20 protein-coding genes and 3 pseudogenes are annotated in these 15,176 nt (G+C 55.7%); 9 read left to right on the top strand and 14 right to left on the bottom strand.

The genetic code is table 11. The features are described from left to right. Positions 1-194 precede the first annotated feature (194 nt). The 6 genes and pseudogenes from ACI77I_RS18605 to ACI77I_RS18630 form a co-directional block, all read right to left on the bottom strand. The gene (locus ACI77I_RS18605; protein WP_406998137.1) at positions 195-1,442 is read right to left on the bottom strand and encodes a tyrosine-type recombinase/integrase; all 1,248 of its coding nucleotides are present in this window, start codon (positions 1,440-1,442) and stop codon (positions 195-197) included. Positions 1,443-1,747: 305 nt separating this feature from the next. Beyond that, positions 1,748-2,814 (bottom strand): annotated as a pseudogene (locus ACI77I_RS18610) (tyrosine-type recombinase/integrase). Between the two features lie 4 nt (positions 2,815-2,818). After that, positions 2,819-3,055, bottom strand: a complete 237-nt coding sequence (locus ACI77I_RS18615) for a DUF4224 domain-containing protein (protein ID WP_406998138.1) — start codon at positions 3,053-3,055, stop codon at positions 2,819-2,821. Positions 3,056-3,126: 71 nt separating this feature from the next. Next, positions 3,127-3,312 carry a hypothetical protein gene (locus tag ACI77I_RS18620; protein ID WP_263273413.1) on the bottom strand — a complete coding sequence of 62 codons (186 nt, stop codon included), beginning with the start codon at positions 3,310-3,312 and terminating at the stop codon, positions 3,127-3,129. A 129-nt stretch (positions 3,313-3,441) separates the two neighbouring features. Then, the gene (locus tag ACI77I_RS18625) at positions 3,442-3,630 is read right to left on the bottom strand and encodes a hypothetical protein (protein WP_263273411.1); all 189 of its coding nucleotides are present in this window, start codon (positions 3,628-3,630) and stop codon (positions 3,442-3,444) included. Then, entirely contained in the window at positions 3,627-3,956 is a 330-nt protein-coding gene (locus ACI77I_RS18630; protein WP_406998139.1) for a hypothetical protein, read from the bottom strand. Before ACI77I_RS18630 ends, ACI77I_RS18625 begins: the two co-directional genes overlap by 4 nt. An 82-nt stretch (positions 3,957-4,038) precedes the next feature. Between ACI77I_RS18630 and ACI77I_RS18635 the strand changes: the two genes are divergently transcribed. Beyond that, on the top strand, positions 4,039-4,269 hold the full coding sequence (locus ACI77I_RS18635) for a hypothetical protein (RefSeq protein ID WP_094953486.1): 231 nt from the start codon (positions 4,039-4,041) through the stop codon (positions 4,267-4,269). Positions 4,270-4,525: 256 nt separating this feature from the next. Here ACI77I_RS18635 and ACI77I_RS18640 read toward each other — a convergent pair whose 3' ends face one another. From ACI77I_RS18640 to ACI77I_RS18650, 3 genes are all read right to left on the bottom strand, one after another. Next, on the bottom strand, positions 4,526-4,867 hold the full coding sequence (locus ACI77I_RS18640) for a hypothetical protein (protein WP_242150545.1): 342 nt from the start codon (positions 4,865-4,867) through the stop codon (positions 4,526-4,528). 129 nt (positions 4,868-4,996) lie between these two features. After that, a complete protein-coding gene (locus ACI77I_RS18645; RefSeq protein WP_094951836.1) occupies positions 4,997-5,323 on the bottom strand; it encodes a DUF2388 domain-containing protein in 327 nt (108 codons plus the stop codon). A 109-nt stretch (positions 5,324-5,432) separates the two neighbouring features. Then, complete coding sequence (locus ACI77I_RS18650) at positions 5,433-5,864, bottom strand: hypothetical protein (protein WP_094951837.1); 432 nt, start codon at positions 5,862-5,864, stop codon at positions 5,433-5,435. A gap of 243 nt (positions 5,865-6,107) precedes the next feature. Here ACI77I_RS18650 and ACI77I_RS18655 point away from each other — a divergent pair, with 243 nt between their 5' ends. The 4 genes from ACI77I_RS18655 (at position 6,108) to ACI77I_RS18670 (ending at position 7,239) form a co-directional block, all read left to right on the top strand. After that, entirely contained in the window at positions 6,108-6,233 is a 126-nt protein-coding gene (locus ACI77I_RS18655) for a hypothetical protein (protein ID WP_406998140.1), read from the top strand. Next, on the top strand, positions 6,230-6,460 hold the full coding sequence (locus ACI77I_RS18660; RefSeq protein ID WP_406998141.1) for a hypothetical protein: 231 nt from the start codon (positions 6,230-6,232) through the stop codon (positions 6,458-6,460). The genes ACI77I_RS18655 and ACI77I_RS18660 overlap by 4 nt, the downstream gene beginning before the upstream one ends. Before the next feature lie 185 nt (positions 6,461-6,645). Next, positions 6,646-6,843 (top strand): hypothetical protein, encoded by a 198-nt coding sequence (locus tag ACI77I_RS18665; protein WP_094951838.1) that lies wholly within the window; start codon positions 6,646-6,648, stop codon positions 6,841-6,843. A 261-nt stretch (positions 6,844-7,104) separates the two neighbouring features. Next, complete coding sequence (locus tag ACI77I_RS18670; protein ID WP_256589273.1) at positions 7,105-7,239, top strand: hypothetical protein; 135 nt, start codon at positions 7,105-7,107, stop codon at positions 7,237-7,239. 33 nt (positions 7,240-7,272) lie between these two features. Here ACI77I_RS18670 and ACI77I_RS18675 read toward each other — a convergent pair whose 3' ends face one another. The 3 genes from ACI77I_RS18675 to ACI77I_RS18685 form a co-directional block, all read right to left on the bottom strand. After that, positions 7,273-8,628 carry a hypothetical protein gene (locus ACI77I_RS18675; RefSeq protein WP_406998142.1) on the bottom strand — a complete coding sequence of 452 codons (1,356 nt, stop codon included), beginning with the start codon at positions 8,626-8,628 and terminating at the stop codon, positions 7,273-7,275. Positions 8,629-8,674: 46 nt separating this feature from the next. Next, complete coding sequence (locus ACI77I_RS18680) at positions 8,675-9,895, bottom strand: MASE1 domain-containing protein (protein ID WP_263273403.1); 1,221 nt, start codon at positions 9,893-9,895, stop codon at positions 8,675-8,677. A 121-nt stretch (positions 9,896-10,016) separates the two neighbouring features. Continuing rightward, a complete protein-coding gene (locus ACI77I_RS18685) occupies positions 10,017-11,363 on the bottom strand; it encodes an MFS transporter (protein WP_406998143.1) in 1,347 nt (448 codons plus the stop codon). 254 nt (positions 11,364-11,617) lie between these two features. Between ACI77I_RS18685 and ACI77I_RS18690 the strand changes: the two genes are divergently transcribed. The 4 genes and pseudogenes from ACI77I_RS18690 (at position 11,618) to ACI77I_RS18705 (ending at position 14,229) form a co-directional block, all read left to right on the top strand. Further along, entirely contained in the window at positions 11,618-11,806 is a 189-nt protein-coding gene (locus ACI77I_RS18690) for a hypothetical protein (protein ID WP_242150536.1), read from the top strand. 211 nt (positions 11,807-12,017) lie between these two features. Further along, positions 12,018-12,251, top strand: a complete 234-nt coding sequence (locus tag ACI77I_RS18695) for a hypothetical protein (RefSeq protein ID WP_094951842.1) — start codon at positions 12,018-12,020, stop codon at positions 12,249-12,251. Positions 12,252-13,230: 979 nt separating this feature from the next. After that, positions 13,231-13,368, top strand: a pseudogene (locus tag ACI77I_RS18700) (HAMP domain-containing protein); the annotation flags it as partial. Positions 13,369-13,503: 135 nt separating this feature from the next. Next, positions 13,504-14,229, top strand: a complete 726-nt coding sequence (locus tag ACI77I_RS18705; RefSeq protein ID WP_371917695.1) for a methyl-accepting chemotaxis protein — start codon at positions 13,504-13,506, stop codon at positions 14,227-14,229. Between the two features lie 84 nt (positions 14,230-14,313). Here ACI77I_RS18705 and ACI77I_RS18710 read toward each other — a convergent pair. Together ACI77I_RS18710 and ACI77I_RS18715 are read right to left on the bottom strand one after the other, a co-directional pair. Then, positions 14,314-14,625 (bottom strand): annotated as a pseudogene (locus ACI77I_RS18710) (transposase); the annotation flags it as partial. 299 nt (positions 14,626-14,924) lie between these two features. Beyond that, positions 14,925-15,143 (bottom strand): hypothetical protein, encoded by a 219-nt coding sequence (locus tag ACI77I_RS18715; RefSeq protein WP_094951844.1) that lies wholly within the window; start codon positions 15,141-15,143, stop codon positions 14,925-14,927. Positions 15,144-15,176 lie beyond the last annotated feature (33 nt).

Here is a 15,176-nt window from a genome sequence, read left to right on the forward strand (position 1 = left end):
ACCGCCCACCGCTCCGATGGCGGCGGCGATTTTCCTGGCTTGGTGGAAAGAAGCGATTTTGGGTGAGTGACAGCGAGGGCACTGCAATGACATGGGGTGAGGCTCCATGGTGGTGGTGTCAAAGCAGTGATGTAGGACTGAAATTATTTTGAGTTGAATTGACCGTGAGATGTAGTGCTCTAAAGCATCTCAGGTCAGGTTTTGGCTGTTTGGCCGACGAAATCTGCCCAGTCAGACATCAGCGCTCGACGCTTTTCAAGCAAATCACCTCGCCAGTAAGCCGCCTCTGCACCGTTTGCTACAACGTGTGCCAGTGACATCTCGCAAACCTCCCGCGCATAGTTGGTGCACTCAGCCGCCCAATCCCTAAATGTGCTGCGGAAACCATGAGCGGTAATGACTCGACCGTCGCTGCCGCGCCAGCCCTTGCCGCCATCATCCAGTGATTTTTGATCCATGCGACGCAATGCCATCAGCATGGACATATTGCTAATTGGTCGACCTTTACGGGCTCCTGGAAAGAGTAAAGAACTGCCGCCTATTCTTGGGAGAACCTCAAGCAAAGTTATCAACGCTTCTGATAAAGGTACGGTATGTATTTTTTCTGATTTCATTCGCGAGGCGGGTATCGACCATAGTTTGGCTTTCAAATCTATTTCACTCCAATCAGCGTAAAGCACCTCGCTGGTTCGACATGCAGTCAGGATGGTCATCATGAGTGCGCTGGCCGATTGTCCTTCAACCTTATTCAGGGCTTGAATGAATCCAGACAACTCGGAGTAGGCGAGTGCCGGGTGGTTCCGGGTGCGCTTTGCCTTGGAACTGTGTGGCAGGAGTTTGTCCAAATGACCACGCCAGCGTGCGGGGTTTTCACCGTCACGCAGTCCACGTGCTTTAGCAGCATCGAGCACCAGTTCTATTCTGTTGCGTACTCGAGTCGCCGTTTCAGCTTTGCTGGACCATATGGGCCTCAGAATTTCGAGAATATGCTCGGTTGTTATCTGACTGGTGGCTAGGCTGCCGATAATAGGTGCAGCGTAAGTGGCAAGGGTATTTGTCCACTGCTGGGCATGCTTAACGTTTTTCCAGCCGGAACGATGTGCTTCGATGTAGTCAGTTGATACGTCCTGAAATGTGACGGATTTGCTTTTACGTTGGAGCTCAGCCGTTTGTTGTGCCAAGCGCTCATTGTCACGCGCTTGCAAGGGATCAATGCCAGCTTGCAGCAGGCGACGTTTATCGCTGGTATTTTGCCGTGCCGCCTTGAGGCTGATGGCAGGATAGGTGCCTAGACCCATTTCTCTGCGCCTCCCTGAAAGCTGGAAACGCAGTACCCAGTATTTTTTTCCGTTGGGCTTGATGAGTAGGCGTAGGCCTTCCCCATCTTCGTAGGTGCCAGGGGCGGTCAGGTTGTCAATTTGCTTCGCAGTTAGTTTTCCCAAAACGTGCTCCTAAGATTGTATTTGTCCCCCCACCTGTTCCCCCACTGTAGGCCGGAAGTGGGGGGATTCTAGTGGATGACTTGAGATGGTGATAGGGGATAAAGGCTATTAAATTAGGGAGATAATGGGATTTATAGGTTCTTGGTGAATCTTGAGTTGGCGGACTGGTTTCCCGCCAAGATTTACACGAAAGCCTCGCGAAAGCGGGGCTTTTGCGTTTCTGGGGTTTGGTGATGTCGCTATTTTATCGGTTGATAGTTTCCGCATCATTTCACGCAGGTTCCGCAACTCGCGGCGAATGGCGGTCAGCGAGTTGGCTTCACGATCTCTCCAACACGTCGATAAACTGTCTCGGTTATCCGCTTGTCCGTGTGCCCCAAAAGTCGGCTTGCATCCCCCAGGTCAAGGATCTCGCTTGCGGCTTTGGGCCGCGGATGTCGGGGAACTGGAACTGCCGGATGCTAGCAGCAAGCAACCCATCTCCCTGTTCTTTGGCTGTCGCGATAGCCCGATCCCTGGCGTCATCAAAGCGCAGGCGTAGCATCGGCTTAGTCACCTGCCTGCCGCCCTCAGTGATAATCAGGTATGGGGTTCGCACCGCGCGGGAGCGCCTCTGTTCTATCAACCGCCCCACCAGCGCGCCCAAGTCATTCAGCACGCCGGCGGCAGTGAGGCGGATTCTCAGCTTCTTGGATGTCTTGCCCTGGGACACTTGCAGGAACTCGTTAACCGCGTTCGCTTCCCGCATCGACAGTACGTCTGCGGGACGCTGCCCGGTCAGATAAGCCAGGTCCATGGCGTCGCGCAGCTCCGAGGCAGCAACCGCGTATACGGCAGCCCAGATTTCCTCGGTTGCGTAAAAGTCTCGTGGCACTTCCTTGTTCTTCCTGACACCGGCGGCCGGGTTGCTGTCGGTGATGCCCCACTCACGCGCGATGTTGTAGATGTGCGAAAGCAGGGAGATCTCCCGATTGGCCCTCACCTTTGCGGTCCAGCTGTCTCGGTATTGCGCGATGATCTGCGGCGTCACAGCATCGATGGGCGCATCTCTGAAGGCCTTGCGCAACTGCTTTAGGCTGAGCAAGTTATCGCTCTGCGTCTTCGGCGCTTTGCCGGGGATGATCTCTCGCTCGTAGCGGTCGAATACCTGGCCCAGAAGAGCATTCTTCTTCGGCACCGGCTTGCAATCGAGCTTTGCCCATTCAGCCTTGGCGATATCCAAGTCATCCCCGAGCGGGATTTCCACCCGCTTCCCGTCTTCATTCCTTCCGTCGTAGTAGTACCCAACCCACTCTTTACCGCCTTTCAGTGCGCGCACCCGCCGAATCATCCGTGGCGGCAGGTCCCTGTTTGCCGCCTTTTTTGCTCGCATCGTTTTATCTTACTTTTGATAGATCCAGCGACCAGGCTTCGACAGCGACATTCTCTGCTGACGGTTTCACGCCTGCCAGTTTCATGCGGGCGTAGACGCGGCCCACTACCGGTCTGCGCGCGCGGGTCAGCAAATATTTCCAGCCGTTTCGATTGAGCCAGGCGATCTGGCCTGACGGAATCATGTAGCCAGTGATTGCCGCGATCTCACCCTCGGCAAGGGTTTCGCTTTGAATTTCCATAGTGGTGTCCTTGCCGCGCTGGGCGGCAGAAGGTGGGCCTGCCGCTAGGCTGCAGGATGTAGTGGGGGTTGTTACATCAAGGAGGCTAAATAGGCCTCTGCGATTTCCTTACGCAGATCCTGACGCTCGTGAAGGTTGATGAGGCGCCGCATAAGCAGGCGGTTAGTCCATCTGTCGTAGTCGCGGAAGAAGCGATTTCTGGACTTGCGGCTGGCCACAGGGGCAATGGCGATGACTGCTTCTGCAAAGTTTTTCATGAGGTACTCCTAGTGTGATGAGCCCCTATGTTCAACGCGGCGAACTGACGGTTTCCCGACTATTTGCAGTTGGCATTCATGGCCTCGGCCCCTTGTAGATGAAGACGTAGGCGAACCAGAGGGTGGCGATCATGGCGTCACCTTGATATCGACGTCATCGTGAATCCACTCGATATCGAGCAGATCTTCGTCGTCGATCTGGGCTTCCCGCAGATCATTGCTGGCCAGCAGTTGCTCGATCTCGTCGTCATCAATGTCCTTGATTACCTTTCGGAAATTCACGACTGCTTTGCCGATGAGAATCACGGTGCGGCTCATGGCGTCACCTCCCGGCGTGCCCACCAGCAGACAGGGCCATCATCCGTGTCGTGGATGGCCAGGCAGAACCAGCCTTCGCCATCAGGCCGATCCGGCTCCCAGTAGCTGCAGTCTGGGTCGCCAGCTTCGAAATAGCGCTCAGAGACTGCTTCGTCGCTGTGGTATTCGAGTTGCACCATCTTCACCTGCAGGCGCTGTGCAGCGACCCAAGCCTTGCACTTATTACCATCGCCCTCGTCGAAGTCGGGCATATCGGGGTGAGCGAACATGCCGTATTCATCGCGCACGGCCGGGGCTGGCTGGATTAATTTGATTTCTTCAGGCATGACTTCGTCCTTGCCGCTATAGCGGCTACCAAATTCATATAAGGGAGAGGTATGGTTGCCACCTCAGATAGGGAGGTGCGATGTGGTCGTACACGGAGTTGAATACAAGTTTTTTACCGCTTCACACGTTACAAAGGGGCATGACGGCTTGGGGATTGAGTGCTGGCGCGGCAACGATATGGTGTTTGAGATATTCAGGAATGACGAAACTCTGCGTTTTGAGGTGACCCTGTTCGAGCAGGATGTCCCTTTAGAGTTGCTTGAGTACGCCATCCCAACCGCTCGCGAAAGCCTGGGTGAGTTCGCGCCGTAGAACCTCTCCTTGCCGCTATAGCGGCTGACTTTGAAGGGGGAGGGGGTTACAGGTTTTGCGGGTGGAGTACGGGTACAAGAAGCCCGGCGCTGGGCCTGGTTATCTGTTGGCTCGAGCTAGGGCTATTCAGGGGGCATCTTCGTCTCCAACGAGGAAGGCACACCGGGAGCGTACCATCGACATTCGAGTGATTGCTCAGTATCGACCTGCAGTTCGTTGATCGATTCTTAGCTCTATATTGCTTAAAAGCAGGCTCTCAAGAGCCTGAGGAAATCCTAATTTTCGTCTGCTCAGGTGTTTCATGCTCAACCACCTGAACCATGTCAGATAGCTGAATGAGAGGATAATGCTCCCGCATCCCCTTGAGCATCAGCATTGGTGGCCATTCTTCCTCCATACCGCAGAAAGCCGCGGCTTTGTTTAAAGGCATGTACGTGCAACGAGTAACCCACACCACGGTTGCCTTTCCCGGGTAGTGCTCACATTCGTAGCGCAAATAGCCTGGCTCTATGTGCGATTCGCCGAAGCGGATCGTTGACCCCTTGCTTCCTTCGAGCAACGCAGGGAAAAGTCGAGGCACAATCCTCAAAGTTTGCATGCGCGAATCATTAGCAATCAAATAAAAGTGAGCAGAGAGTTTTGAAGGCCATCATCACGCGCCTGCCAACACTGCGGGTGAACGATTTTTGGCGTCTGGTAGCGGTGAAAGGGATGTGAAAGGTCGCGCTCAGTACGAGGCCGCTATCGCCTGCGCCAGTTGCATGTCAGACATATGAGGCGATGTGTAGGCCGAACGATAATACCGGGACGCCTGCTCAAACTCCGCACCGCGAATCTCGCCGTCCGAACCAATGAATGCAAGGGCGTCGGTCTTGGCTGACTTAAAATACTCTGGAATTTCCGAGGTAATAGCCGTGGGCGCTGAGGTGATCACTGCGGGCACGATGGTGGTGATCATGAGCGCGCCTTGGAACGGATTGTTGTTTTCTGCTGCAATGGCCTGAGTGCTGCTCAGCACCATGACGGCGATTGCCAGGGTCTTCCATGAATTCATTCTTCGATGCTTCCATTGCGATCAGAAGGGCCACCATAGCAGAGCAGGGCGCTTGTCAGAAACAAGAAGCCCGGCGCAGAGCCGGGCTTCGATGTGACAGTGTCAGAACCTAACGATGCTTGTTCTTGTGTTTATGCTTGTTGTTTCCTTTGTGCTTCTTACCATCAGATCGATGACTGCTCTCATCGTCCGCCAGGTTGTTTCCTAGGGCACCACCCGCAGCGCCGCCGAGACCTGCACCGATAGTCGAGCCAGTTGTGCCGCCGAGGCGGTTACCAATGAGCGAGCCACCAGCCGAGCCGATACCGCCACCTAATGCGGCTTCAGCTCTGTTGCCTCTCTGAGCGCCGACAGCACTGCCGGCAGCACCACCTACGCCGGCGCCTACCGCCGCGCCCGTTGAGCCGCCGAGCTGTTGACCTACGATATTGCCAAGTGCACCACCAACGCCGCCTCCAAGAGCGGCTGTGCCATCTCCGGCTGCCATCGCTCCTTGCGAAATGAGGACACCCAGAACTAGGGCGGGTAGTGTAATTTTCATTTTTGAACCTCTATGGGTTGTCAGCAGGCGCTCACGGTTTAAAGCACGCCCAGCATTAGGACTAGAGCAAAAGTTTGAAGTTCTTTGCGGACGGAGCCTACAGGCGAATGGTTGTAACAAGATATGCCGTGATGGGGTCGGCTGTGGAGGGCGGGCTAAGCGGGTTTACCAGGAACTGGGATGACCAGATAAGCCCAAGTGTGAAAGGGCAGAAACAAGTTCAACGAGAAAGACCATATCGATATGGATGGCGAGCTGAAGCGGCTTGAGATCGAGAAGCGTAAGGCTGAGCTCAAACTAATAGAGAAGGGCGGCGGCAACTCCAACGCCCAGCTACTGGCTGATCTGATTGCGAGGCTGCCGTCATGATCACCAACACCGGCAACTTGATGTTCGACCGCCAGGTGTCTCGCTGGTACGACATCACCAATTGGGATAACGACGGCAAACCGGAATCCACCCGGGACCGGTGGCGCTCGACGATCCACAAAGCACCGGATGACCAAGTGAATGAAGCGCTGACTGCAGCTCAGGAGCTGCTCGACGCAGAGGGATTAATCGAAGTTGTGTGGCTTAGCAAAGAGCCATTGCAATGAGTGAGAACGTGAAAGGATATTTATCCATCACAGCGATTTTGCGCGTTATGGATTCACGCTAAAAGCCTTGTCACTGTGCGAGGTTTTTTGCTTTGCGCCGTTCGTCCAGTGTTTGGCACTCGCTGTGACCTGCCGACTACCCTGATTAAGCGCGGATATTCCGAGCGCCTGAACGGAGAGTCAGCATGGATATTGATAAGAATGCCCCAGGCAACATTTCGCAACAGGAAGTGACACGCGGCACGGACAACGAAGCGGGTCACGATCCTCGTCGGGATGAGCGCGAGATCCGGCCGCCTCAGAATGACGATCCCTCCCTCGAAGAGGATATGTCGGACGTGGACGCTGCCGATTCAGTGGCGAGTGAGCATCCAGACAACTGATGATTTTTAGATCGACGAACCCGGCCCTGAGTCGGGTTTTTTATTGCCCATGGAAAGGGCGATTCAACAAAAGGAATTTGCACATGTTGAAAGAATTCAGACGCGGTAACCGCAATAGGTGAAAAAATGTCTGTACGCGAGCTTGGCAAGAAATTCAAAAACCAAGCTATCAACGGCAATGCTAACCCCGTTACGGTTCTGATTTCCCCTTCGTAAAACGCAAATGGGGTCATTCTTCGGTCTTTTTATGGTGGCGGTGTCTTGGCCTTTGGACCAAAGGATAGCGCCATCGCCAAGGCGATAGACGCCGCCAAGACTGCCGGTCTCCCTCAGGGGATTATCGTCGCGGTGCTGCACGGGCAAGCCCATTCGCAAACCGCGATCATGGTGACTTGAATGAGCGTCAGGGGGCTGCGACGTCAGAAGCGCTTAAGGTGAATCCGGACCGCCCGTCACGCTGGTCGAAATGCTATCAACGTGACGCGCCTTCCAGGGCATGCGCTGAAACCAGGACTGCGGAACCGGGTGCACGATGGCCCGCAGCGCCCTGGCGTAATCCATCACCAGGCCGGGGGTCCAGGCCATAGTCAGCGCACGTCTGCGTACCTGCGCCGCAATCCAGAGTTCCGGCATGAACAGGGTCCGTAAACAGTCTCGCCAGCGCTCGCTGCGAAACGCAAGCACGCCGTCGAGGGACGCTTCAAGCGCATAAGCGACTGAGCTTGAACAGTTGCGGTAGGTCAGGTTGTAGCGCTTATCGAGCCTGTAGTTCATCCAGAAATGCTCAAGGGCACCGCTGTTGTAGTAATGGAACACTATCTTGCGGTCCGATTCGCACCAATCTGCCGCCTCTTTCTCATAGTCAGGCTGGAAAGTACCCGGCACATCATTGTCCTTGGTCGCTTTGAGTATGCGGAAAAACTCCGAGGGCGAGCGGTCGATATCCGCGGCAGGGTACAGGCTGATATAGATCGAGGGTTGCAACTCCAGGGCTGCGTGCCCGGTGGAAATAACCCCCTGGCTGTCCACTGCGGCGATGTAACGGTTGATGACCGGTCGCGGCACCGGCGTATTTTCCGCCGTGCCTTCCGGCGTCCAGATATGCACCACCAACGGCTCATGAATTGGCGGGCTGATAGAAACCTGAGCAAGTTCCGGTTTGACTGCCGCCTTTTTGGTGATGTTGAGCACTGGCGCAGCGGGCGTCAGCAACTCAAATGACGACGTCCCACGCACCAGTAAGCTGGCGCGCCTGGCCACGCGTAGGGTGCTGATAGCGCTGACGATCATCAATGACCCGATAAAAAACGAGACGGTTGACTGGTAACCGACGGGATAGGGCGTGAACAGCAACAGGGCGAAGATCACTTTGGCAGTGCCGGTGACGACTGACAGGCGCCAATGAGGGTACCGGACGACAAACGCGGACGTGATGACCAGCAAACCGAAGATGAAATAGGAGAAACCGAAAATAATCGCCAGCAACAGGTTGCTGTAGGTCTTGTTGGCCAGAATCAACAGGGACACGAAGAAACACACACCGCCCTTGAAAAACAGCACGGCCTTTTGCGCACCGATTCCGCTCGAGGCGACACTCAGCGTGACCAGGCTTTCCAGCAACAGCAGGATGCCGAACGCCTTCATCGGGAAATACAATACCCCGTCCATGCCGTCGATCAGCACACCCACGCCGATCAAGCCCCATAGCAAACCGATGCAGCCAATCACTTTGGCTTTGGAGCGGACGAACTCTGCGCCGAATAACATCAGTGCGATCTGAATCATGAGATGTTTCCTTGTTGCCAATGTTGCCAATCGAGGTCGCGCATCATTATTTGTAGTGACTGATTTGCCAGTTGCCGACGATCACTTCGCCGGTCGAGTCCGCCATCAGGCCTGGGGTGTTGTCGCAGATAACACGGGTATCCGAACCCTGTGCAGTGATGCGGAACGTCAGCGAGGCGCCGCCCCGCCTGCGCTGTTGAGTCGACCAATGGCGCCGAAGCTTTTCCCGGTCCTTGGGGTGTACGCGTTCAAGCACGTCATTGAAGGTGGACAGTACCGGCGCGTCGATGCCCAGTACCTCACGCAGGTTATCGTCCCAGTAAATCTCGCCTGACTCGGGGTGCAGCCGGTACATCACCCCTTCACCCGCCGCCCGGCCGGTGTCGAGGTCGTAACGGCGCGCTGACTGGGCCAGCACCCGCAGAAAAACGATCAACAAGGCGGTCGCGCACAAATAGCACTGGGCCAACAGCAGCGGTTCTCCCGGGTTAAGCCCCTTGAGGAAAAACGGCCCTTGGCCGTTGTCGGTGTGATGAATCACCAGCGTTGCCAGCGTCAGCAACGCCAGGGTCGCGCCACGCCCGGCCCAGGTGACCGAAACAACCACGCAGAAGATGATCGGGATGCACGCCAGCGCAAAGTTCATCGCGGAGCCGGCCGAGTCGGTAATGTCGGACTTCAACCAGGGAGAATTGACGCCGAAGATAAACCAGGTACTCAGGCACATCAGGACAAACGCGGTCACTCCCGTGAGCCTGGCCAGCCACCCGCTGCGACATACATTCAGATCATCATGGAGCAGGCTCATGATCGCAATCGTGGTGAAGATCACCCCAGTAATGTTGGCGATCCAGGTCACCCACAGCAGACGCTGAAGTGGCGCATCGCTCGTCAATGATAGCCAGGTTGCGGTCAATGCCGCTTCCACCGCGCACACAAACACGGTGGCGATTATCCAAAGCACAATGGCGTGCAAATAGTCGTTGCGCCGGGCGAAACGGCGCACCAGCCAGGCAATGCAAATGGCTGCACTCAATGCCAGGCAGGAATGCACCAGCGTGGCGGCCCAATCGTGTCGCCACTGGAAGTCCAGAAAAATTCGCGTGGTCAGCAGTACCGCAAACAGCAGTGGCCAACGGGAACGTTGCGAGATGAGGAACGCCGAGACGGCCACGCCCGCAGGGAACCACACCACGGCCACCTGAGAGACAGGGTCATCGAACTCGAGTGAAATGATGCCCGTCACGTAATAGGCCAGTGCCCACATTAGTAAGCTGGCGGCCTGTAGTAGAGCCCTCGGTAGTATCACTGGCGTTTTTCCGATTCAAAAAGTGGATGTGGCGTACGTCATGGCTTATTGCCTGACAATGGCGCCATGACGCTGGGGTTCAAGCCTGAGGAGGCGCGGGTGTGTGCTGTGTGTGCATGACGGCAAACAACGTGAACAGAGCACACAAGGCGGCGGTGAGCAGGGGCAAACCGTGCAGACCCAACTGCATGGAAACCCCGGCCAATAACGGGCCCAACAGTGCGCCGATGCCCCATGCAACCGACAGTGCACTGTAAACCCCGACCAGTTCGGTGCCACTGAAACGCTCGCCGACCTGAGTCACCACCACCGTATAAATCCCGACAAATACACCGCCCCACACGAACAACAACCCATACGAAAGCCAGCGTTCAGTGAGTGCCAATGGCCAGATCAGCGCGCCAACCGCTGAAAGCGCCGACAACACAATAATCAGGCGGCGACGGTCCATGCGGTCGGCTAGCCAGCCAATCGGCAACTGTAGAACGATCGCGCCAAACAGCAGCATAGACAGCAACCAGGTGGCCTGCTGCACCGGCCAGCCCACGTTGATTGCGTAAATCACCAGCATGTTCATTCCGGCGCTTTCCAGTGCGCCGTTCAGCGCGGCCGCCACCAGCGCAAGCGTTGCGATGTGCAGGTACAGTGAGAGCGGTCGGCCCTTTTCGTGCGCAATCGGGCGGCCGCAGGTTTTGATCCCGAGCAGCGAGAGGCCGGCGAGCAGTGTAATCAAACTGCCGACAAAGAACGCTGCCGACGACGCATTTCCCAACCAAGACAGAATAAACGGCCCCAGGGCAAATCCCAAAGACAGGCTGGCCACATACATCGCCATCGTTTTTGCACGGGCCTGCTCGACCGTCGTGTGGTTCAGCCAGGTTTCCGACACCACCATAATGATTTCGCTGAACAGCCCAAGGCCCAGGCGCAGTACAAACCAGGTTTCGATGGGGACGAAGGGGAATGCAGCCAACAACACCACCAGCGCGCCCAGCGAAATGGCCAATAACCGCCTGGGACTGAAACGGCGACACAGCATCGGCAGAAATGGCGCGATGGCAAACACACCTACCGCATGCATGGCGGCATTGATGCCAATGTAAACTTCGCTGAAGCCTGCGGTCGTCAACTTGATCGCAATCAAAGGTGCACTCAAACCGTAGCTCAATCCAAAAATCATCACCGTCAAGGTGATGAGCAGCTTATTACGGTTATCAATCACTGCGTTCATCGGTGCCTTCGTTGTATTAACATTTTTTCTGACCTCGGCCCTTGCCGCCGAACGCGTCTGCATCAGCATCGGGTAAGGTTTGGGCCGGCATTTTATGGCGCGAGGCTCAATCCGTCCCGGCCGGTTTCCGACATGTTTCCTGGCGATCAGCTTGAGTAAATTCTGCTCCCTATCGTCGGTGCGGTTCGGCCGCATCGCAAGGAATAATTGAAGGCTGTGTTTTCAGCATGCGGTTGCCAGCGGTAATTCAGGCGAACATCAAAGTACATTCGCCCGAACACCTTGCCAGATTAAACAGGCGCCCACCGATGCGGCCGCCGCCGCCAAGGCGCAGACCGTATTACTAAGAGGCCAGGCATGGGCGACCAACTCAGTCGTGAGATTGGTTTGGCACTTGTTAAAGCGGTCGAAGGGTGAGAGGGAGCATCATTTGCTGAAATCAGGAATAAATGAGTGTTTTCAGGAAAAAGGCCGACGTTGCGGGTGCTTCTTTTAACTGCCAGCACCGTCGGGGCAACTGCACCGACTCTGCCGATAAGCGCAAGCACGGCGCCATTCTGGAGCTGCTCAACTCGGTGCGAACGTCGGTGCCGGTGGCGCTCATCGATCCACACGGCGCTGGATGGTCAGGTGAATGAGGCACTCACGGCCGCTCAAGAACAACGTTGCGCGGCGTAGCAAATAGCCATTGCGATGAGTGAGGAAGTGAGAGAGGATTTATCCATCCTGTCGATCTTGCGCGTCAGGGGTTGGCATTGAAAAGGCCCGGCTAATGTGCCGGGCTTTTTATTGCGCTCAGTGTGTGCAAAGCCGAAAATAGAGCTTCCGACTATAAACTGGGAGAGCGTCATGGTTTTGCGTGGCATGGCACAGATGCATGTCGACGACTTGGCGGAACGGTTCAAGAAGTTGGTTGTAGGGCAGGCTGGCAACGCGGATATTCAGTTTGCGTGGGTTGTTTTTTATCAGGGGCGAATGTTCGGGGCTTATTCAACGGCCGAGCTTGCGCTGCGGAAAATAACGGACATTGAGCACTGCATTAGCATCGACGAGGCCCCAGTCCCTCAAACCTCAAACGATTAAAGTTTTCATTAAACCCCGCCTAGAGCGGGGCTTTTTATTGCCCACGGAAAGGGCGATTCAGCAAAAGGAATTTGCAGGTGTTGGTATGCGTCCGGCCAAGTCATCTACCTGCGCAACCTTGCGCTGAGACAGGCGGCGATGATCCGCATCGATCCCATCTGGCGCGCCACCGAGCTGATGGACATGTGCGCAGGCACCGAGACCGCATTAGCTAGGGTAATCGCGGCGTTCGGTACGGCAAGGCCGCACACGCGTATTCGCCAGCTTAGGCTTTAATAACGGTAGGACTATGCCGATAAAGTTATGGGCAACGCGTGCACGATAGGATTTTCAATCCGACGCTCTGGGTAAAAGGATTACCAGTATGACGATCAAACTACGCTTATTTCTGTTCATTGCGACCGGACTGCTCACCGCATTGGTTATGAGCCTATCCAGTTATCTGGGAAATACCCGGACGGGCAGCGCCATTCAGGAAAATGAAATTAGCATGATGGTGCTGCGCAATCACCTGGAAGCCGACATGATGCACGATGCGCTGCGCGCCGATGTGTTTTCGGCGATGTTGGTGGGGTTGGGTAAAAGCATCAGTACCAAGGCCGAGGTCAGCACTTCGCTGAAGGAGCATGCCGAGCACTTCCGTCAGGTACTAGGGGATAATCTCAAGCTGCCTCTGGACGATACGCTCAGGATGAGCCTAAACAAGATCCGCCCCAGTCTTGACGCCTATATAAGTGCCGGTGAACGCATCGTCGCGTTGGCCCTGGACAATCCCGAAGCCGCTAGCGGAGAGCTGGAGACCTTCAATAAGGCGTTCACCCTTCTTGAAGATCAAATGGGGAGCCTGAGTGAGCTGATCGAAAACAAGAACCAACAAACCAGCATGGAAACTCGGGACACCATCAGCAACGCTAACTTCATCTTGGGCACGGTGCTGATCGTCAGTCTCTTGCTGCTCCTGGCTCAGGGCCGTTGGGTAATGCTGAGCATCATGGGACCGCTACAGGCCGCCAGCCGCATTGCTGCCAGCATTGCGCGTGGCAACTTGAGCGAGCCAATCGTCGAAACCAGTCGCAAAGATGAAGCCAGTTCATTGATTCGCAACCTTGCCATCATGCAGCGGGACTTAGGCAGCATGATCGAAGTGGTGCGCAGCAATGCCAAAGGCGTCAATGTCATGAGCGAGCAACTGAGCAATGGTTGCCATGAAGTGGCCAGCAGCAGCCAGCAACAAAGCGCCGCCGCCAGCACCATGGCAGCAGCGGCGATTGAAATGACCGCCAGTATTGAGGAAATCACCCAGCATGCCCGTCGCGCGCTGGATATGGCCAATCAGGCTGAAGCCTTGGCCAAGGACGGCGGCCGAGTGATTCACCAGGTGGTCAGTGACATGGATGGCATTGCTCGTTCGGCGAAGCAATCTGCCCAGGTCATCCGCACGCTCGACAAGGAGTCCGAGGCGATCTACAGCATAATTCAGGTGATCAAGGGGATCGCCGACCAAACAAACCTGTTGGCTCTGAATGCCGCGATTGAAGCCGCTCGTGCCGGCGAACAGGGCCGTGGTTTTGCGGTGGTAGCGGATGAAGTGCGCAGCCTGGCGGGTCGCACCAGCGCGTCGACCCAAGAGATCGCAAGTATGGTCGGGCGCATCCAGCAAAGCACCCGGGAAGCGGTGACCAGTATGGAGGAGGGTGTTGCTCAAGTGGACAAAGGGATGGTTGTGACCGCCGATGTCGAGCGGGCCATTCGCGATATTCTCCAGGCCACGTTGAATACCACTGAGTTGGTCAACGATATTTCCCGCACCATCAGCGAACAGAGCCTGGCCAGCAACGAAATCGCCCATCAAGTGGAGATGATTGCCGGTACGTCGCAGGCTAATAGCAACGTGATCGGAAAGACGGCGTTGACGACGGACGAGTTGTCCACGTTGGCGCAGAGGCTATCGCAGTCGGTCGATCGCTTCCGACTGTAAGCGGACAGTGAACCATTTTGCGTTTTATCTAGTCGTTTGCAGCTCTAGAGCTAGCCGATAGCCGAACCTTTGGGCACGAGATCATGCATGGGCGATGCAACCGATCTCAGTCACGCCGAGTTCAACGCTAGCCTTGTAGCCGCCAAAATCATCACAGACCAGCTTGCCCTTCCAGTCGTTCAGGAAGTTGCGAGCATGCTGTCCGGCTCTGCTGGGGCTGAAGTCGTAAACCACCGCTGACAAGTCAGAGAACTGGCTGGTGGCGTAGGCCCAAACATAGGAACGGTGGGTTTTCTTCGAGCCCGGCGCGAGCATCTGCACGGGGGGGGCATCGGTGTGGATGATTTGCTGCCCGAGTACCACCTCGCGCAGTGCATCGACCAGAGACTGCAACCGCCCCAGGCGAATCGCAGACAAAGAAAAGCCCGCGATGGGGAGTAGCGGGCTTAAAGGGATGTTCACTAGGAGCTGAAATAACTCTAGACGCTCGACTGTGAAAGGGGTGTGAAAGGGGTGTGAAAAGGCAGTGGTCTTGTCGAACTCGATTTTGGCTACCCTCAACACAGCTGCCCAATCAGCATTGGGTGAGTGTTCGTCCTCTGTCCATGAAGCTAAATCAGACATTGATACGCAGATGTCGAACGTATTGGCGTAGACGATGGAAGGCCGCTACGTGGCCGGGCGATTGTAACCACTCACTGACGGGCGCCATAAAAGTGGTTCAGCAAAATCAGCTCAACCACCGCCACAAAAACGCAGAAGGCGATGAAGCCAGGGCTGAATACCCGCTTGCGGTTTGAGGACCCTCCACCCAGCCAACTGAGATCCGAGCCATCGGAAATCCATACGAACAGTGCCAGCAGAACATAGGTCCACGCCTTGCTCCAAAAGCTCTGGTTTCGCCAGTCAGTCATCTGTGTTCTCTTTCATTACCCCATTTCCTTAAG

Origin of the sequence: Pseudomonas sp. D47 (assembly GCF_045447305.1) — a bacterium.
Classification (GTDB): domain Bacteria; phylum Pseudomonadota; class Gammaproteobacteria; order Pseudomonadales; family Pseudomonadaceae; genus Aquipseudomonas.